The sequence below is a fragment of the Candidatus Poriferisodalis sp. genome, from assembly GCF_965221945.1.
In the GTDB taxonomy this organism is placed as follows: domain Bacteria; phylum Actinomycetota; class Acidimicrobiia; order Acidimicrobiales; family Poriferisodalaceae; genus Poriferisodalis.
Genome location: NZ_OZ244925.1, coordinates 3,785,396 through 3,804,373 on the forward strand (window position 1 = coordinate 3,785,396; position 18,978 = coordinate 3,804,373).

The window sequence follows — 18,978 nt, forward strand, 5'->3', positions numbered from 1 at the left end:
TCGAGGTCCCAGCTTCACACCCCATCTGCTTTCACAATGCCGATCCCGCTGCATCTCGATCTTGGCCGAATGGGAACACCCAGCGAGCCACCGATCTGTCCAGCGAGTCACAGGCTCTACTGTTCAAAGCCCACCCCTCCGTGAACTGCCAGGAGAAATCCGAGCATGGACATAGACGACACCCAGAACGTGATTGCGGAGTGCTGGGGCAGCGAGATCATTCCCGAGCTCGAGCGCTACATCGCGATTCCGGCGTTGTCGCCGAGCTTCGACGCCGACTGGGAGACCTCGGGTCATATCGAGGCAGCGGTTCAGCAGGTAGCGGCGTGGTTGGAGTCTCGGCCAGTGACCGGCGCCACGGTGGAGATCCAACGGCTGCCGGGGCGAACCCCCTTGATCGTTGTGGAGGTGGAGCTCTTCGGCGCCGCCGCGACTAGCGGCGGCGACGAGTCCACGGTGGTGCTCTACGGACACGTGGACAAACAGCCCGAGATGACCGGGTGGAGGGACGGTCTGGGGCCGTGGACGCCGGTGCGCGATGGCGACCGTCTCTACGGCCGCGGCGGAGCCGACGATGGTTATGCCGCGTTCGCAAGCATGGCCGCGATCGAGGCGGTGCAGGCGAGCGGCGGCAGCCACAGCCGTTGCCTGATGCTGATTGAGGCGTGTGAGGAATCCGGCAGCCCGGACCTGCTGCACCATCTCGACGCGCTGGGCGAGCGACTCGGCGACGTGGGCCTGTTGGTGTGCCTGGACTCGGGCTGCGCCACGTACGACACGGTGTGGCTGACGACGTCGCTGCGCGGCCTGGTGGAGGCGACCCTGCGGGTCGATGTCATCGCCGAGGGCTGGCACAGCGGCATGGCCAGCGGATTGGTGCCTTCGTCGTTCCGGCTGCTGCGCATTCTGCTGGATCGCATCGAGGACGCTGCGACCGGCCGGGTAAAGGTTGAAGCGGCAAACGCCGACGTTCCCTCCCACCGGGTTGCCGAAGCTCGGGCGATGGCAGATTTCCTGGGCGGCACGGGCGAGGATTTCGGCTTGATCGGCGATCTGCAACTGATGGAGGACGACCCGGCTGACGGTCTGCTGGCACGTACCTGGCGCCCCGCACTCAGCGTCGTTGGTGCCGATGGCATGCCGCCCACCGCGTCGGCCGGCAACGTGTTGCGACCGCACACAGCCCTGAAGCTCAGTCTGCGCCTGCCGCCGACTGCCGACTCCCAAGCGGTCGCGTCGGAGCTCGCGAACCTGCTGCGTTCCGATGCACCGCTGCAGGCCTCGGTGAGCGTGGACGAGGTCGACTGCGCAGACGGATGGGATGCCCCCGACTTGGCACCGTGGCTGGCGGCGGCGCTCAACGAGAGCGCCTTGCGTCGCTTCGGTCAGCCCATGCAGCTCTTCGGCGAAGGGGGCAGCATCCCGTTCATTGCCATGCTCGGCGGTATGTTCCCCGAGGCGCAGTTCGTGGTGACTGGAGTTCTCGGCCCGGAGTCGAACGCTCACGGCCCCAATGAGTTCCTTCACGTCGCCTACGCCGAGAAGCTCACCGGTTGCATCGCCGACATTCTCGACGCTGAGGCCAGACGGCCAGGAAGCTGAACCAGGCCTTCTCAAGCGCTCAGACGATCGGTCAACGCCGCGATCTCCGGATCGATGTAGGCGCCGTCAGCCTGGATCTGCTGGTCGTCGAGCCACACAGACGGAGCGAGCACCACGCCATCGGAGTGCGCCGGCGAGCCGAACTCGGTAGCGCCGATGCCGATCTGCACACACCCGAAGACTCGCTCGTCCTCCAGGATTCGTCCTGATGGCTTGCGCACGCCTGGATTGAAGCCGTAGCAGAAGTGGTCGAACATCAGGGCCTCGGTGTTGTCGAACGACCGAAGCCACTGCTCGTACAGCTCAGCCTCGGGTCCTCCTGAAAATTCAGTTGCGTACCCGTCCACCAGGGTCATGACGATCGGCTGGCGGAGCAGTCCGAGGCTGTCCGGAGGCCAAGCCGCTCCGTCGAACACGAGGGTGCCATTCGCGGATTCACGAATGACCATGCAGCCGGACTGACCACCGAGCATCTGGGGCCAGCCTCCGTTCTCAGGCGGATCTTCCCAGTAGGGATCGCCTGCGGGATCGACGGTCATCGTCACGTCGCAACCGGCCGGACTGGCCAGCCGCAGCGTGCTGACCGCCTGCGACTTGCGATACAGCAAGGTCTTGACCTCGTCGAGGAGGGCGTTGTTCACCCTGCCGATGGTGCGAATCATCATGTCCGCGTCCATGCCGGTGAGTTCCAGGTAGATGCAGCCGTTGCTGATCGCAGCGTGAAACGCGTCGCTGTAGAGGTGGTAGCCGACCGAGAAGTTGATCCAGTGCCGGGCCTGCAATGCCGCAGCGGCCACGGGCTTGGGCACGGGACCGACAGGCGTGCACATCGGATAGGTCAGGACGGTGGGTTCGGCGCCGACTGTCCGCGCCGCCGCTTCGGCAGCGCGGGCGACATATTGATCCGCCTCGCTGTCAGCGGTGATCAGAACTTGGTCGCCTGGTGCGACCGGCCGGATCTCCGTGAACAGGACATGAGCCGCATGACGAAGCTCTGCCGTCATGGCTTAACCCCCGTTCTCATCGTCGGCGGAGCCCAACCTGTCGATGACTCTGCGGATGTTGAGATTCGACTCGTACTTCACGTCAGTGACGAGGTAGGAAGTCACCGATTCCACACCGTCAATCGCTTGAACTTGGCTATGGATCAGGTCGCTGAGGTGAGGCACATCTCGACAGAAGACGTCTGCGAGCACGTCGTGTCCGCCTGTGAGTGTGGCGACGTAGCCGACTTCGTCCAGTTCGGCCAGCCTCGAGGTCACGGCCTCGAGCTTCCCTGCACTGACTCGCAGCAGCAGCGTGGCGTAGAGGGCGAGGCCGGATCGGTACGGGTCCAGCCAGACATTGAGGTGGAGCACGCCGGCTTCACGCATCAGCGTGATCCGGTTCCGCACGGTCCCGACGCTGACGCCGACCTCCTTGGAGATCTCGCTGTAGGTGGCTCTTCCGTCAACGCTGAGCATCCCGACGATTTCGAGGTCTAGGTCGTCAAGTTGCACGGCGTTGTGCCTCCCTCGTTGTGAGTACCAAGTCGAGCCTGGTCCAGCCTGGGCGGCCAGCGCAGTGACATAATTTTCAGATATCGCTTCTGTAAATACAAGATTTGCATAGATTCGCCGCTTATGCTAGAACTTCTGTAACTCAGACATGCACATACTATCCATGTGTGCAGGTCGTGACCCGCGGGGGCGTGGCCAAGCGGGGGTGAGGAACTGAGAGGACATAGGAATGAAGATCAGGACCTATCTCTGCGTTGCAGTCGCGGCAGTCCTGCTCGCTGCGGGTTGCACAAGCGGCACAGATGACGCCGACGTTGCGGACACTGCCGGCACGACCGACACGGCGACTCCCACGGATGAGGCGGCTGCAACCGAGACTAGCGCTGCCCCATCCGACGCCTTTGGGGTCGAATTCGTCTACGCAAATCCGTACGGATTCGGCGACTTAGATCCTTCAAGTGCGTTCTCGAATGAGAACACGATCTTGCAGAACCTCTACGAGACGCTGACATGGTTGGCCGACCCCGAAGCTTCCGACGAGGTGAGCGGCGTGCTCGCCGAATCGTGGAGTTCGAACGCAGATGCCACCGAGTGGACCTTCAAGATTCGCGAGAGTGTGACCTTCCACGACGGCACCCCGCTGACCGCCGGGGCAGTGCGCGACTCGTTGCAGCGCACCATCGACCTTGGCCTCGGAGCCGCATTCATCCTGTCGTCCGTCGAGTCGATGGAAGTTCCCGACGACCACACCCTCACGTTCAAGCTCGCGTGGCCGACGCCGCTTGACCTCGTCATGTCGTCGCAGTACTCGGTCTATGTCGTGTGCCCTTCTGCCGTCGGAAATGACGCTGCCTGGTTCAACGAAGGAAACGCCTGCGGCACCGGTCCGTACACCATCGACTCCCATGATCCGGCGGGCAGCACATGGCTTGCCCGATTCGATGACTACTGGGGCGGCTGGTCCGACGACCAGGTCGAAACCGTCGAGATGCGGCTGATCGAAGACCCCGTGCTGGCAGAACAGCTCATCCGCAATGGGGATGCCCACTTCACCTACAACCTGCCATTCGACGTCTACACCTCGCTCGAACAGGACAGCGACATCGACGTTCTCAGAAGCCTCTCCATGACCAATCTCTTCGGAATGTTGAACGTGCGGCGGCTCTCGCCCGAGATCCGGGAAGCCCTCGTGCTGTCGTTCCCCTACGACGACGTCACTGCGGCGCTGTACGGCGGAGAAGCGGTCCGAGCTCGTGGCATGGTGCCGCTGACTGTCTGGGGCTCCAGCCCTGATCTGGACATACCCGCGACCGATCTCGACAGGGCGCGGCAGTTGATCGAGGCTGCCGGGGCAGATGGCCTCACTGTCACCTACAGCTTTGACGCCGGCACCACCGAACAGCAGCAGATCGGCGAAGTCTGGAAGGCGAACCTGAGCACCATCGGCGTCAACCTCGAGCTGGAGCCGCTCACCTGGGACGCACGCTGGGAGAAGGCCAAATCCGACCCCGATGCAGCGCAGGACGTGTTCACGATGTTCTGGTTCCCGACCTATGTGACGCCCTATGACTTCCTGTTCTCAACGTTCCATTCAGAAGAGGCGCCGTTCTTCAATCTCGGCTACTACTCCAATGAGACGTTCGACGCCTTGATCGACGAAGCCGACGCGATCAGCGGCACCGATCGAGAAGCGGCAAGCGAACTCTTCCGCCAGGCACAGGAAATCCTGATCGACGACCATGCGGCCGTCTTCATGCTCGACGTGCCCTCAGTGGAAGTCTTGCGTGCCGAGTTCACCGGACACATTCCGAATCCGGCATACAACACTGTCGTGCGCTTCTACGAGCTGCGGGCGGTTCGCTGAGCCAGCACTCAGAGCGATTCAGAATCCAGAAGGGTGATGCATTCACTGGAGTCCGTCACGGACTGCGAGGACTTCATCGTCGGCTGCCTGTTCATGGGCACAGGCGGCGGAGGCGACCCTGTCGATGGCCTCGAAGCCTTGACAGCTGCGCTCGACGACGGGCTGACCCTCGGATGGCACCACGCGGATCGCATTGACGACAATGCTCTCACGGCGATGGTGTACGAGATCGGGTCCATCGCCCCTCGATCCGATGACCATGCCGATTCGCTGCGCGAGGTGCGTCTTGGTGTGGGCGACGTTGTGGGTGACAACGCCATCTGTCTGGCCGTACGGGAATTGTCCGATCATCTCGGGCGACAGATCGGGTGCCTGGTGGCAGCGGAGCTTGGCGCCGCCAACACACCCGGTCCCATCGTTGCGGCCGCTCACTTGGGCATCCCGATCGTTGACGGTGACTACTCGGGCCGAGCGATCCCCGAGGAAATGCAAAGCACCCCGTTTGCACACGGCATATCGAGCGACCCGTTAGCTGCCGTGGATCGATGGGGCAACACCGTCATCGTCAAGAAGACGGTCAATCCGTACATGCTTGAGCGGATCGCCCGTCACATCGCGATCGCGAGCTTTGACGAGGCGGCCATCGCGTCGACACCACTGGCTGGCCGTGACATGAAGAGCGTTCTTGTCCCGGGGACGCTGTCTCTGTGCCTCGAGGTCGGCCGGGCTTGCCGTGTTGCGACTGAGGCCGGACACGATCCGGTCGCAGTCGCCCTCGAGGTGGTTGCCGGCTGGCGGCTGTTCGACGGTGTTGTGGTCAGCAAGGAATGGGAGGATTCGGGCGGCTTCATGATCGGAACGCTCAAGATTCGGGGAACGGGCGCGTGGGAGGGACACGTCCTGCGCACGTGGTTCAAGAACGAGACACACGTCACCTGGCTCGACGGCCAGCCGTGGGTCTGCAGCCCCGATCTGGTCACGCTCGTCGATCCCCGCAGTGCACGCGGCTTCACCAACACCGACATCGGGGAGGGCGACGAGGTGAGCGCGGTCGGCATGGCCGGCCTTGAGCTGCTCCGTCAGCCGGACACTCTCAGGAATGGCACCGGCCCGGCCTATTACGGCTTCGACGTGCCCTATGTACCGGTCGAGCGGCTCATGCAATATGCCCCCCGGCTGGGGCAACACGACTCAGCATGATCGATGCGGCAGAGACTCTCGCCGCCTTGGGCATAGAGCCAACTCTTGCCGGATCCACGGACCTAGTCGCCACGAGCCCCATCGATGGCAATGCCATCGGGCGAGTCGCGAGCGCTGACATCGGTGCCGGGGCGGATCGGTGACGTTCCGCGAGATAGCCGTACTCGGCTTGGGAAGCGTCGGCCGACTGACGGCCGAGCTGCTACAGGAAACCGGATTTGACGTCGCTGGCCTCGATGAACGGGTGCCCGAGAACGTCAGCTTCCCCTGTGCTCCCATCGATGCGAGTGACGAAGCGCAACTTTCTTATGCATTGTCCGGCAGGGAAGCAGTGTTGTCATGCCTTCCGTACGACCTCAATGCCGCTGTGGCAACTGTTGCTCACCAACTGGGGATTCACTACTTCGACCTCACCGAGGATGTCTCGACTACTCAGCGAATCCTGGGGCTGGCAGAGACTTCGACGGCCGTCATGGCCCCCCAATGCGGACTTGCGCCCGGATTCGTGGGGATCGTCGCCGCAGACCTCGCGGCACGACTCGACACGTGCCGCTCGCTGAAGCTGCGAGCCGGAGCACTTCCGCAGCATCCCTCGGGTCGTCTCGGCTATGCGTTCAATTGGTCGCCCATGGGAGTCGTCAACGAGTACTTGAACGACTGCGAAGTCATCGAAGACGGGGTGCACAAGTTCGTATCGCCCATGGAATGGCACGAGACCGTCTACGTGGGCGGCACGAAGCTTGAAGCCTTCACGACCTCCGGCGGCATCGGAACGATGTGTTCCAGCTACCTCGGCTACGTCGACCACGTGGACTACAAGACCCTGCGGTACCCGGGTCATGTCGACCTCATGAACTTCCTGTTCCACGAGCTGCTGATGAGAGAGCGGCGAACGCTGTCGAGCGAGATCCTGCGACGCGCCAAACCACCCGTCAAAGACGACGTTGTCTATGTCCACATCGCAGCAGAAGGAGAAAAGGGAGGCAACCCACTCCGGTTGGAGTACGTCCGGTCGTTCTTGCCGATACGACTCTGCGGACGCTCAAGAACGGCCATTGCCTGGACAACAGCAGCGTCTGCCGTGGGGGTCATCGAACTCGTGCGGCGCGGCGAACTTCTTGCGAAGGGGTTCCTCAAGCAGGAGGCAGTGCCGTTTGCGTCGTTCACGTTGACTCCGACGGGTTCGCTATTCGTCGAGTCTGACCCGGCCGTTGGGCATCGAGATCTGTTTGCATGACTTCGGCGCACACCGCATCGCTTGATCCGCTCGACCTTGAGGCCTTTCGACGTCACGCCCATTCGCTCGTCGACTGGGTGGCTGACTATCTGGCCGGGCTCGACAACCTCTCCGTGTGCTCGACTGTCAACCCAGGTGATGTCCGTGCGAAGCTCCCCCAGCGAGCTCCGGAGCAGCCCGAGCCCTTCGAGGCTCTGCTGACTGACCTTGACCGTGTTGTGGTGCCCGGAATTGTGCACTGGCAGCATCCGGGATGGCTGGGCTATTTCCCGGCCGGTTCCTCGCCGGCATCGGTGCTCGGCGAATTGGCCTGCGCCGGCTTCGGCGTCGTCGGCATGCTGTGGTCCTCCTCGCCAGCGGCGACCGAGATCGAATCGCATGTTCTGGACTGGCTCGTCGACCTGTTGGGTGTGCCGCAGCATTGGAAGACGACCGACATCGGCGGAGGCGTCCTCCAATCGGGCGCGTCGGCGTCCACCCACACGATGCTTGTCGTCGCCCGCGAGGTCTGCCGCAAGCGAACGGGGGCAGCCATCGATGACATGGTGGTCTACACGTCGCGCGAAGCCCATTCCTCGGTCGAGAAGGGCGCCCGCGTCGCCGGGTACCGACACATCCGTTTCGTGGGAACCGACGCCGAATTCGCCATGCGACCCGATGCACTTGCTGCCGCGGTCGAATCGGATCGGGCAGGCGGCTTGATGCCCGCGTTCGTGTGCTCGACGGTCGGGACGACCGGAACCACAGCAGTCGATCCGGTTCGTGAGATTGCAGCAATGGCCCGCTCCGAGCACCTCTGGCATCACGTTGACGCCGCATACGCAGGATCAGCCATGATCTGCGACGAGTTCCGGCCCTATCAGGACGGCCTGGAACTCGTCGACAGCTACACCTTCAACCCTCACAAATGGCTGGCCACCAACCTCGACTGCTCCGTCATGTGGGTCGCAGACCGGCGGCCGCTCATCGAGACCCTGAGCATCCTGCCGCCCTACCTGCAAAACGCAGCCACAGCGTCAGGTCACGTCATCGATTACCGGGATTGGCATCTGCCACTGGACCGGCCCTTTAGGGCGCTGAAGCTCTGGTTCGTGCTGCGCAGTTTCGGGGCGGACGGGCTGCGCAAGATGATTCGGAACCATGTGGCGTGGACGCGCCGGATCGCAAAGCACATCGACCGTCATCCCAGACTCGAGCGCATCGCAGAGGTTTCGTTCGCGTTGGTCGCATTCGCTCATCGGGACGGCAATACGGCTACCGATGACCTCGTGGAGAGGATCAACCGGGACGGGCGCTTCTACATCACCGCCTCCGAGGTCGACGGCCGTCGTTACGCTCGAATCGTTGTTGGTTCGACCTGGACTACCGAGGCTCATATCGACGCTGTGTGGGACTTGATCGACAAGAGCGCGTGACGATGGCCCCGATCCCGGTACCGTCGATCTCACCCATCCGGGATCACACTCGCGAGACAAGATCCAAGAGCGGCAGAGGTATCGGGTTCAAGTACCTGACGCGGCGGGCGGCAACGAGTCTCCTCGTGATCCTGGGCGTCGTCACGATCACGTTTGTGGTCTCGCGCCTCGTTCCGTCGGACCCAGCTCAGCTGTATGCAGGGGCGCGAGCCCGTCCTGAGCAGGTGGAGCAGGTTCGGCAGGATCTCAACCTCGATGCACCGGTGCTTTCCCAATATGTGTCCTACCTCGGGGACTTGGCGCGGGGCGATCTCGGAGTGTCGTTCGCTACGCGACGTCCAATCGCACAGGACCTGCGTCGATTCCTGCCGGCAACCCTGGAGCTGGCGCTCGCGGCAACGCTGCTGTCAATGATCATCGGCATACCAGCCGGTGTCTTGGCAGCGGCTCGCCGAAGCCGTCTGAGCGACACCTTCATTCGCTTGTTCGCGGTGACGGGAGTGTCGATGCCAGTGTTCTGGGGTGCCCTGCTGCTGCAATTGCTGTTCGCATCCCGCTTGGGATGGCTGCCGCTCGCTGGTCGAACCGACTCCCGGGTGACCTTCGATGAGATCACCGGTTTCTTCGCCATCGACTCGTTGCTGTCAGGAAGCCCGTCGAACTTCGCAGACGTGATCGTTCACCTCGCGATGCCGGTGGCGGTGATGGCCGCGTACCCCCTCGGGCTCACGATCCGACTGATACGGGGCTCGATGCTCGAAGTGCTGGGCAGCGACTACATCGAAGCCGCACAGGTAGCACAGGTTCCCCGGCGCACCGTGCTCAGCCGACTCGCGCTGAAGAATGCTGTCCTGCCTGCACTGACGGTGCTGGGGCTGACGTTCGCCTATTCGGTGTCGAGCGCGTTCTTGGTGGAGACCGTGTTCGCATGGCCAGGCATCGGCAAGTATCTGACCGACGCGGTGGTGCGTGTCGACTACCCGGTGATTGCGGCGGCAGCGATGGCCGTCACGATCGTGTATGTGCTGGTCAACCTCGCGTTGGATCTGATTCAGGCGCGGTTGGATCCCCGAGTGGTGCTGGGCTGATGCACACAGATCCGCAGCCGCCTGCGCGCCGGTTCGGCCTCGGCGCTGCGGGACGAGACCGTCGCAGGTTCGTGGCGCCGGGCGGAGCGCTGTGGCATTTCGTCCGAAGCCGGCTGGGAGTCGCTGCGACGGTGATTGTGGTGCTGTTCACGCTGGCAGCGGTGTTGGCTCCGTGGCTGACGCCGTATGCCGACGCCGGCCGCGGCGTGCCTGACTTGCCTATCCGGCTCCAAGAACCCAGCTGGTCACATTGGTTGGGCACCGACGACCTAGGGCGCGATGTGCTTGCTCGGATCCTGTTCGGTGCTCGCACCGCGATGTATGTCGCTGTCGGGGTCGTGGTGCTGTCCGTTGTGATCGGTGTCGTGGTAGGTGCCATTGCCGGGTACTTCGGTCGTTGGGTGGACGAAATCCTGATGCGCATCACCGACACGTTCCTCGCGTTTCCTCCGCTGTTGCTGGCAGTGCTGGTTGCTGCCGCTCTGGGTGCGAGCTTGCGGAACACGGTCATCGCCATCGCGATCTCGTGGTGGCCTTGGTACGCGCGTCTGGTGCGTTCCCAAGTGCTGAGTCTGCGAGAACGCTCCTTCGTCAAGGCGGTCAGGGCCATCGGCGTCCCCGACCGACGCGTCATCACTGTGCACATCGTGCCCAATGCGATGGCGCCAGTGTGGGTTCAGGCAACGGCCGATCTCGGCGCGGCAGTCCTCACGGCTGCGGGATTGAGCTTTGTGGGACTCGGACCGCGGCCGCCAACCGCGGATTGGGGAACCATGATCGCCCAAGGCCGCCAATACGTCCTCTCGGGACAGTGGTGGATCGCCGGCTTCGCCGGAGCTGCCATCGTGATTGTGGCAATGGCCTTCAACCTCGCCGGCGACGTCATCCGAGATGTCACCGATCCCCGCACCCGAGGTGACCAGCAATGACACCTCTTCTTGAAGTCCAGGACCTGCATGTGTCATTCAATCCCCCCACGGGGTCCGTGCGCGCTGTACGCGGCGTGTCGCTAAAGGTCGGCCAGGGAGAGATATTGGGGGTGGTCGGCGAGTCGGGCTGCGGCAAGACCGTGTTGTTTCGAGCCCTGCTCGGATTGTTGCCCGCCACCGCGACCGTGAGCGGCGCGTTGCGCTTTCGCGGTGAGATGATGCCTGTCGACGGCGCCCTTCAGGACGCAGCGGCGCTCGTCTATCAGAATCCGGGCGCTGCGCTGAACCCTGTGTTCACCATCGGCCGGCAGCTGCAACTCGTCGCCGGTACCCGAGATTCCGAGGTTCTGTGCGGTTTGCTGGCCCAGGCAGGTCTTGCGGAACCGGAGCGCTTGCTGGATTCCTATCCGCATGAGTTCTCGGGCGGGATGAGACAACGGGCAGTGATCGCTCTTGCACTCGCTCAGAACCCGCGTCTCCTGATTGCTGACGAGCCGACCACTGCGCTCGACGTCACAACACAGGCACAGGTCTTGGACCTCATCGCCGACCTGCGCCAATCGAGTCAGCTCGCTGTCGTGCTCATCAGTCACGACCTGGCTGCGATCCGGCGCGTGTGCGACCGAGTCGTAGTGCTGTATGCCGGTCGTGTCGCTGAGACCGGCTTTACCGATCAAGTCCTCGACAGGCCGACTCACCCCTACACGCAAGCCTTGCTCGAATCGGTTCCTCGACCTGAGGCGGTGGGCGGAGACCTGCTTTCGATTCCTGGGAGCGTTCCCGATGGTCGTGACGAGATCACCGGCTGCGCCTTCGCGCCTCGATGCCGCCACGCCAGCGATCCCTGCCGTGTCGGACAGCCGCCGCTGCACCGAGTTCAGACGGGCCACGACGCTGCGTGTGTCTTGGTGGAGGCCTCGAAGTGACTCCACTCCTCTCCATTCAGAGCTTGCGTGTGGGTTACGCGAACCGTGCGTCGAGACATACGCGGTCGAACTTGGTGATCGACGATATGGACCTCGAGGTGTTCGAGGGCGAGACGCTTGCGGTTGTCGGTGAGTCAGGAGCGGGAAAGTCCACTCTCGCCGAAGCCATAATCGGTCTGATCCAACCCACTGACGGCAGCATCCGCTTCGATGGCCTTGAGCTCGTCGGCTTGCGAGGGCGGAACCGGCGCCGGATTCGGAGCCGAATGCAAATGGTGGCGCAGAACCCGCTGCTCGCACTCAATCCACGCCGACCCATCGGAAACCAGGTCGAAGAGCCGCTGCTCGTTCACACGCGGCTCAAACGGGCCCAGCGCCGACTGCGTGCGGACGAGATGATGGCCGCACTCGATCTGAGTCCTGCCATGCGTGACCGGCTCCCGCACGAACTCAGCGGCGGTCAGGCCCAACGGGTTGTGCTCGCTCGGGCACTGGTCCTCGAGCCCTCGATGATGATCTTCGACGAACCGACATCTTCGCTCGACGTCTCTGTGCAGGCAGGCGTGCTGAACCTCCTGCAGCAGCTCAAAGCAGATCGCAGCCTCACGTATCTGTTCATCACGCACGACCTCGGCGTCGCTCGACACCTTGCGGACCGAATCGCAGTCATGCGCTTCGGAGAAATAGTGGAGGAACAGACGACTCGTGCACTCTTCGAAGCTCCTCAGCATTCCTACACGTGCACGCTGCTCGGGTCATCGTTGACGGTCTAGGAGGACGCCGCGGCGCTCGACAACGGGACAGTGCCGCCGGACTTCTCGCCGAGAGGCGCGGAAGCAGAGTGCATCGCCCACGAATTGGCGGCCGGGAACAAGTGCGTGCAGTCGCGGCATTGGGACTGGCGAATCGACATCTAGCCGGCGGGACGCCAACCGTGTTGAGTCAATCGCGCGCTTCTGTACCATATTTTTTATAAAACAGATAAATTGACTCGAAGTGTCCTGTTCGATCATCACCGTGCATGGGTCTTGCGCCCCTGCGACGACACTCGGTGATCGACTCAGTTCCCCTTTGATCGAGCGGATCCATGCAACGGCCGACAGATCGGCTCTTGTCGCCAGCTATGGAGTGCCCGAGCGCCTGCAGTTTGCAGATCCGGAAACCGAGTACGGCGTGCTCGGCGCTTCGTGGATGGCGAGGACTCCATGAGCACCGGCGCAACTCATGTCGTGGGAGGAGACGTGCTTCTGCCGGGCGGGGTCGAGCGCACTGACGTGACTGTCTCCGACGGACGCATTCGATACATCGGCTCAACAGCTGACATCGGAACAGGTGATGTCGTCTTGGATGTCAGCGGCATGCTTGTCGTCCCGGGGCTCATCGACCTGCAGTGCAACGGGGCGGGTGGTGCCGACGTCACCGATGACGCCGGGGCAATAGGCACGTTGAGCACGGTCCTTCCGCGATTCGGGGTCACGAGCTTTCTCCCCACCGTCGTTACTTCTGACGCGAAGTCGAGGAGGGCAGCGATCGAGGCCCTGATCGGCTTCCAGCCCCATGGGGCCACGGCTCGACCTCTCGGGTTGCACTTCGAGGGTCCCGCGATTTCGCCGGACCACTTGGGAGCACACAATGCTGCGCTTGTCGCGTCGCCCCGCATGCTGAGCGAGGAGATCGAGGAGTGGACGCAATCGGGAGCAGTTGCGCTTGTCACGTTGGCTCCGGAGCTCGACGGCGGCATCGCCGCTATCGAGCAGCTCTGCTCCGGCGGAGTAGTTGTGTTCGCTGGACACACTTCGATGACGCCAGGCGTCTTGCAACGGGCGCGCGCAGCGGGGCTTCGGGGCGTGACCCACCTGTTCAACGCGATGTCGGCCTTCGCACATCGGCGTCCTGGGCCCGTTGGCGCTGTGCTCGCGGACGATTTCGTCGTGGCAAGCGTGATCTGCGACGGCATCCACGTCGATCCTGTAGCGGTCCGCGTCGCATGGCGGTCTCTCGGTGCCGAGCGCTTCTTGCTGGTTTCTGACTCGTCCGCCCCGCTGGGTCAACCCGCGGGCTGCTTCCGGTTGGGTCGACGAGCAGTTGTTTATGACGGCGTCGGGGTGCGGACGCCAGACGGCGTTCTCGCCGGGAGCGCATTGGGGCTGGACCAAGCGGTGCGCAATCTCACCAGGTTCACCGGCTGCACGCCGACGGAGGCGCTCGGTGCTGCGACAGCGGTGCCGGCGGATGTTCTCGGGAGGGCAGACATCGGCCGAATCACCGTCGGTGCGCGAGGCGATCTCATCATTCTCGATGAACAGCTTCGCCTCTGCCGAACAATGGTGGCTGGCGTCACGGCGTGGTCACACTCGCAGGCTGCGAGCTGACGGGGTGGAGGTCGTAATAGCGCGCGACGAGCACATGGTCGGAGAACTCGCCGCATCGAACACCGGTCCGCCGAGAAGGGAACCTTGTAGCCCACGGGCTTTCCGGTAGGTTCAGATGGCCTTGCACGAGTTCGTCTCAGACAGCTTCTCATGACCTCGGTCACTCCCACCATCTATGACGTCGCACAAGCCGCCGGCGTCAGCATCTCGACCGTCTCGAACGCGCTCAACCGCCCCGACCGTGTCAGCGAAGAGACAAGAGCCCGTGTCCTTGAGTGCATCGACCGGCTGGGATTTGTGCCCAAGTCTCAGGCGACGAACCTGGCGCGCAAGCAGATGCGACGGATCGGGGTGATCGCTCCGTTCACGTCGTACGTCTCGTACATGACGCGACTGGCCGGGGTGCTCGCCGAAGCGAGAGCCGCGGGCTTCGAGGTGGCGACGTTCGACAGCGAGTCTGCGGCCACGTCCATGACCCCGATACTCGACAGCCTGCCGATCAAGGGCCAGGTGGACGGTCTTATCGTGATGGGATTCACGCTCGACTCGACGATCGAGGACCGCCTCAAGGACCGCGGAGTTCCCCTGGTTGTCGTCGACGCGATCAGCACCCGCTTTCCCGTCATCACATGCGATGACGAGCAGTCCGGTCGGGTCGGAGCCGCGCACCTGCTCGATCTCGGCCACCGCTCATTCGGTTATGTGCGAGAACGGCAGCGCGGCAGCTACGAGTCGCAGGCCGATCGCAGACTGTCGGGCTTCACCGCCGAGCTCGACAAGACGCCAGGCACTCAGCTGCGCGTAGTCGAATGCGACCCGACCTTCGAGTCAGCCCGCGCCGCAGCCCATGAGCTCATCGGCGCCGATAACTGCCCGACCGCCGTCATGGCTCATTTTGACGAACTCGCGGTGGGCGTACTGAAGGCCGCCGCAGACTTGGGAGTGAGAATCCCCGACGAGCTCTCGGTGATCGGCGTGGACGACGGGCCGGTCGCGGAGGCCACCGACCTCACTACGGTCCGCCAGCCTTTCAGCGAATCCGGCGTGGAAGCAGTGCGGCTGCTGATCTCGCGTCTCGATCGACCGTCGTCGGAGCGCACGGTCACGTTCCTCGATCTCCGGGTAGTGGAGCGGGGAACGACGGCACCCTTGGAGCCCGCCAGCAGCGTGGAGCGTAAGCACGCGTAACCCGGATGCTGAGACCCTGCCGGTCGCAGCGACTGGGCTGATGCAACCAGCGTTGCCTACGGGAATTCACCCGAGACTCCATGTCAAACTGCTTTTATAAAAACACTTGACACCTGCCGATGGTGCCGCGAAGATGTCGTGATCAGTACATCGGGAGCGGGCGAGCTCACGCCCGCTACAGGGGGGTTTGAAATGCTTTCGCACTGGATGGCCAAGTTGCTTGGCGCCTCCGGCAGGAATGTCAGTCACGCGGGCCGGCACGTGGCAGCCGACAAAGCCGTGATGTCGCACGCTCCGCCGGGACATGGGGGACCGAAGCAACGGATCCGACGACATCACGCTGGCGTCTTGGTGCTCGCCCTTGTGGCGCTCATGGCGGCATCGTGCAGCCCGGGCGACAGCACGCCGAGTGATGCCGAGGCTCCGACCAGCGAGACTGCCGCCGCGACGGGAGACACCGAAGCACCGACGAGCGACGGTGACACGGAGGCTCCGACGAGTCCGACGGAAGCTGCGGCGGGCGACACGGACGCTCCGACGAGCGACACCTCGGCTCCGACAACTGAGCCTCCGCCGTCGAAGCCAGAGTTGACCTCCGAACCCGCGACGCTCAGGATCCTCATGCAGTCTGGTGGAGGACCCTTCGACCTCCTCAATGTCCTCGGAGATGAGTTCTCCCGGCAGTTCCCGAACGTGACGTTCGAGTATCAAAAGGACTCGTTCGACAACCTGCTTCTCAATGGCCCAAGGCTTCTTGCGTCGGACAACCCACCCGACATTGTGCTCCTTCCTCAACTCATCGATCCGGCGAGAGACGGTCTCGTCCGCAGCCTCGATGAGTATTTCGAGCAGTTCGACTGGGGTTCGTTCTCGCCGTCGCAGTTGTCCCAGCACCGGGTGAGCGAACAAGGAATTCGCGGGTCGGGGTCCTTGTATGCACTAGGACTCGGCTATTCGATCACTGGCGTGATGTACAACAAGGAACTGGCGGCGCGGATCGGGATGGATATACCGCCTGTAACGCTCGACGAATTCGAGTCGCTCATGGCGGCGGCCAAGGAGAACGGCATCCTGCCGATCATCTCACTGTCGCCTGCTACATTTGCGCATCAGGCCATCTTCAATCAGTATCTGGATCCGGGTGCCATTGCGGATTTCATATTCCTTGTGCCTGGAGCCACAATCGACACACCTGAAGGTGTCGCAGCTGCTGACCGACTGGAAAGATGGGCAAACGAAGGCTACTTCAACGAAGACGTCAACAGCTTGAGCTACGCCGACCAGATCACAAGGTTCGTCGAAGGTGATGGACTCTTTATGTTTAATGGCAGCTGGGCTGCTGGAGACTTGGACGCGAGGATGCCCGGAAATGCTGGATTCTTCGTCGTACCGCCCCTTGAGCCAGGCAAACCGCCGGTCGCCATGGGAGGATCAGTCCCGATAGTCATCGCAGCTAAGTCCAGTCTCCCAGACGTGGCGGCGTACTTCATCGATTGGTTGCACTCCAATCCTGTGGCACGACAGATCGTTGCTGACACATCGGGCCAGTCACCAGGTGGTCCGTCAAACTTGCCAGCACCGACGGCCGAAGCTGGCACTTTGGTGCAACAGATGTTGGAGCAAGCCGGATATCTCTCGGCGGAGGGCGTAATCGTCGACTTTCTGGGCACTGCGACGGCAGGGTTCTTCGGCAACACCCTGATTCCTGAAGTTCAGCGCCTTGTCGGCGGCCAAACGAACCCGACGGACTTCAGCAGAGCGCTGCAGGAGGGCTACGAGGCGTCTTTGGATCAGTGAGCGAGGTCTTCCCGCTCATGGGTGAGCCGATCCGTCGTGGAGTCACCGCCACGGCGGACCGGTCCATCGAATGACGATGCGCGTCAAGAATGCAGACGCCAGCGCTTTGGTGCAAAATGGGCTCATGCGGCATCGCGGTTGGCTATTCGTCCTGCCGGCGTTCGCGATGTATGCGGCGTTCGTCCTCTGGCCGCTGATCACATCGGTCAATTACTCTTTCTACGACTGGAACGGAATCGGTGAATCTCGGTGGGTGGGATTCGAGAACTACCGACGCATACTGACGGACAGTGCCCAACTCGCACCGATATTTAACTCCCTGAAGTTCATCGCCTTCTTCACTGTTGTTCCGGTAACGATTGGATTGCTGTCAGCGGCGATCCTCCATGATCTGCGAAGCCGGTACTTGGGAGCTTTCCGAACGATGCTGTTCTTTCCTCAAGTCATTCCGCTGGTGGCATCTGGAATCGTGTGGGGATGGATCTACTCCTCGTCGGGTATTCTGAATCAGGGACTATCGTGGATCGGTCTCGAGTCATGGACTCGACCTTGGCTCGCCGATTTTGATCTCGCGTTTCCTGCAGTCGGCGTGGTCGGCGCTTGGGTGCTGACTGGCTTCTGCACCCTCCTCCTATCTGCGGGAATATCCAAGATTGATAGGAACCTCTACGACGCGGCAAAAGTAGATGGCGCAGGTAGATTGCGAGAATTCATAGCGGTGACGCTTCCCGGTGTTCGAAGAGAGATCGGGGTTTGCGTCATCGTCACAATGATCAGTGCTCTCGCCAGCTTTGACATCGTCTTCATAACGACACGCGGCGGTCCTGGGCGGGAAACCCTGGTCCCGGGTGTTCAGATATTTCGTGCGGCGTTTGCGGAGAGACGAATCGGATCTGCTTCCGCGATGGCGGTCCTCTTGATGCTTCTCATCTGGGCACTGGTGCTTCCGATTCAGAAATTCTTCCAACGGGACGCGACTAAGCAGTCATGAGTCGTTCACAGGTGTTCCCTAGGGTCGTCATGGCTGCCCTTCTGCTGTTCACCTTGATGCCTTTCGTAACGCTGCTGTCAGCCGCACTCCAGCCGACTGGGCAGCCGCCTAGGGGCCTCACATGGCCCTCAAGCCCGCAGTGGAGCAACTTTGTCGAGGCGTATCAGGTTGCGGAGATGACGCCCTTGCTCGTGTCGAGCGTGCTGATCGTGATCGGTGTAGTGCCGGTGTCGCTGCTTATATCTGCGCTAGCAGGCTATGGCCTGGCCTCTTTGTCGATTCCCGGCGCGCGGTGGCTGTTCCTCGTCTTCATTGCAGGTCTGACGATTCCATTCGAATCACTCATCACTCCGCTGTATTACCAAATGAAAGCACTCGGTGTTCTGAATTCACGATTGGCAGTGATCCTTGCGTTGATCGGAATCTTCATGCCGTTTAGCGTTTTCTGGATGCGTACTCACTTCGAGTCGATTCCGTCGGAGATCAGAGAGGCAGCCGAGATTGACGGCGCAGGACCATGGCAGGCATTCTGGCGAGTTCATCTGCCGCTCGCACGCCCCGCCGTCGCCTCTCTCGCAATACTCTTGTTTCTTTGGACATGGAATCAGTTCATCCTCGCGCTTGTGTTGATCGAGGACCCTTCCATGCGCACCGTTGCAGGAGCGCTGGGAGCATTCCAGAGCCAATACAGTACGAACGTCGTCTTGCTTGCGGCAGTCTCGGCGCTGATCATGGCGCCATCGATCGTTGTTTTCTTACTGTTTCAGAGACAATTCTCAAGGGCCCTTCTTGAGGGTGCGGTGAAGGGCTAATGACGAACGAGGCGACGAGACAAACGGCTTCGCTGGCATCTGCACACGATGTCGCTGA

General features: G+C 62.3%; 17 protein-coding genes. 14 read left to right on the forward strand and 3 right to left on the reverse strand.

The features are described 5' to 3' along the window. Window positions 1-165: 165 nt before the first annotated feature. Window positions 166-1,602, forward strand: coding sequence for a M20/M25/M40 family metallo-hydrolase (locus tag ACOQPH_RS17715; RefSeq protein WP_420622627.1), 1,437 nt, complete (start codon window positions 166-168; stop codon window positions 1,600-1,602). A gap of 11 nt (window positions 1,603-1,613) precedes the next feature. Here ACOQPH_RS17715 and ACOQPH_RS17720 read toward each other — a convergent pair whose 3' ends face one another. After that, window positions 1,614-2,606 (reverse strand): hypothetical protein, encoded by a 993-nt coding sequence (locus ACOQPH_RS17720; protein WP_420622628.1) that lies wholly within the window; start codon window positions 2,604-2,606, stop codon window positions 1,614-1,616. Window positions 2,607-2,609: 3 nt separating this feature from the next. Continuing rightward, window positions 2,610-3,101 carry an Lrp/AsnC family transcriptional regulator gene (locus tag ACOQPH_RS17725; RefSeq protein ID WP_420622629.1) on the reverse strand — a complete coding sequence of 164 codons (492 nt, stop codon included), beginning with the start codon at window positions 3,099-3,101 and terminating at the stop codon, window positions 2,610-2,612. Window positions 3,102-3,330: 229 nt separating this feature from the next. Here ACOQPH_RS17725 and ACOQPH_RS17730 point away from each other — a divergent pair, with 229 nt between their 5' ends. The 10 genes from ACOQPH_RS17730 (at window position 3,331) to ACOQPH_RS17775 (ending at window position 15,320) form a co-directional block, all read left to right on the forward strand. Then, window positions 3,331-4,965 carry an ABC transporter substrate-binding protein gene (locus ACOQPH_RS17730; protein ID WP_420622630.1) on the forward strand — a complete coding sequence of 545 codons (1,635 nt, stop codon included), beginning with the start codon at window positions 3,331-3,333 and terminating at the stop codon, window positions 4,963-4,965. Between the two features lie 36 nt (window positions 4,966-5,001). Beyond that, window positions 5,002-6,165, forward strand: coding sequence for a DUF917 domain-containing protein (locus ACOQPH_RS17735; protein WP_420624384.1), 1,164 nt, complete (start codon window positions 5,002-5,004; stop codon window positions 6,163-6,165). Between the two features lie 139 nt (window positions 6,166-6,304). Continuing rightward, window positions 6,305-7,402, forward strand: coding sequence for a saccharopine dehydrogenase C-terminal domain-containing protein (locus ACOQPH_RS17740; protein ID WP_420622631.1), 1,098 nt, complete (start codon window positions 6,305-6,307; stop codon window positions 7,400-7,402). After that, on the forward strand, window positions 7,399-8,817 hold the full coding sequence (locus ACOQPH_RS17745; RefSeq protein WP_420622632.1) for a pyridoxal phosphate-dependent decarboxylase family protein: 1,419 nt from the start codon (window positions 7,399-7,401) through the stop codon (window positions 8,815-8,817). Before ACOQPH_RS17740 ends, ACOQPH_RS17745 begins: the two co-directional genes overlap by 4 nt. Before the next feature lie 125 nt (window positions 8,818-8,942). Beyond that, complete coding sequence (locus tag ACOQPH_RS17750) at window positions 8,943-9,905, forward strand: ABC transporter permease (RefSeq protein ID WP_420622633.1); 963 nt, start codon at window positions 8,943-8,945, stop codon at window positions 9,903-9,905. Then, window positions 9,905-10,834: an ABC transporter permease gene (locus tag ACOQPH_RS17755; protein ID WP_420622634.1), complete on the forward strand. Its 930-nt coding sequence runs from the start codon at window positions 9,905-9,907 to the stop codon at window positions 10,832-10,834. Before ACOQPH_RS17750 ends, ACOQPH_RS17755 begins: the two co-directional genes overlap by 1 nt. Then, window positions 10,831-11,760 (forward strand): ABC transporter ATP-binding protein, encoded by a 930-nt coding sequence (locus ACOQPH_RS17760; RefSeq protein ID WP_420622635.1) that lies wholly within the window; start codon window positions 10,831-10,833, stop codon window positions 11,758-11,760. The genes ACOQPH_RS17755 and ACOQPH_RS17760 overlap by 4 nt, the downstream gene beginning before the upstream one ends. Window positions 11,761-11,834: 74 nt before the next feature. Continuing rightward, window positions 11,835-12,533: an ATP-binding cassette domain-containing protein gene (locus tag ACOQPH_RS17765; RefSeq protein ID WP_420624385.1), complete on the forward strand. Its 699-nt coding sequence runs from the start codon at window positions 11,835-11,837 to the stop codon at window positions 12,531-12,533. A 432-nt stretch (window positions 12,534-12,965) separates the two neighbouring features. Beyond that, the gene (gene nagA / locus ACOQPH_RS17770) at window positions 12,966-14,132 is read left to right on the forward strand and encodes an N-acetylglucosamine-6-phosphate deacetylase (protein ID WP_420622636.1); all 1,167 of its coding nucleotides are present in this window, start codon (window positions 12,966-12,968) and stop codon (window positions 14,130-14,132) included. A 150-nt stretch (window positions 14,133-14,282) separates the two neighbouring features. Next, window positions 14,283-15,320 (forward strand): LacI family DNA-binding transcriptional regulator, encoded by a 1,038-nt coding sequence (locus ACOQPH_RS17775; RefSeq protein WP_420622637.1) that lies wholly within the window; start codon window positions 14,283-14,285, stop codon window positions 15,318-15,320. A gap of 335 nt (window positions 15,321-15,655) precedes the next feature. Here ACOQPH_RS17775 and ACOQPH_RS17780 read toward each other — a convergent pair whose 3' ends face one another. After that, window positions 15,656-15,943 (reverse strand): hypothetical protein, encoded by a 288-nt coding sequence (locus ACOQPH_RS17780; protein WP_420622638.1) that lies wholly within the window; start codon window positions 15,941-15,943, stop codon window positions 15,656-15,658. On the opposite strand from ACOQPH_RS17780, the gene ACOQPH_RS17785 reads away from it, so the two are divergent. The 3 genes from ACOQPH_RS17785 to ACOQPH_RS17795 all read left to right on the forward strand — a co-directional run bounded on the left by ACOQPH_RS17785 (window position 15,942) and on the right by ACOQPH_RS17795 (window position 18,920). After that, a complete protein-coding gene (locus ACOQPH_RS17785) occupies window positions 15,942-17,117 on the forward strand; it encodes an ABC transporter substrate-binding protein (RefSeq protein ID WP_420622639.1) in 1,176 nt (391 codons plus the stop codon). The two genes, ACOQPH_RS17780 and ACOQPH_RS17785, sit on opposite strands and share 2 nt — an antisense overlap. A 70-nt stretch (window positions 17,118-17,187) precedes the next feature. Then, on the forward strand, window positions 17,188-18,108 hold the full coding sequence (locus ACOQPH_RS17790) for a carbohydrate ABC transporter permease (RefSeq protein WP_420622641.1): 921 nt from the start codon (window positions 17,188-17,190) through the stop codon (window positions 18,106-18,108). Between the two features lie 29 nt (window positions 18,109-18,137). After that, entirely contained in the window at window positions 18,138-18,920 is a 783-nt protein-coding gene (locus ACOQPH_RS17795) for a carbohydrate ABC transporter permease (protein WP_420622642.1), read from the forward strand. Window positions 18,921-18,978: the final 58 nt, after the last annotated feature.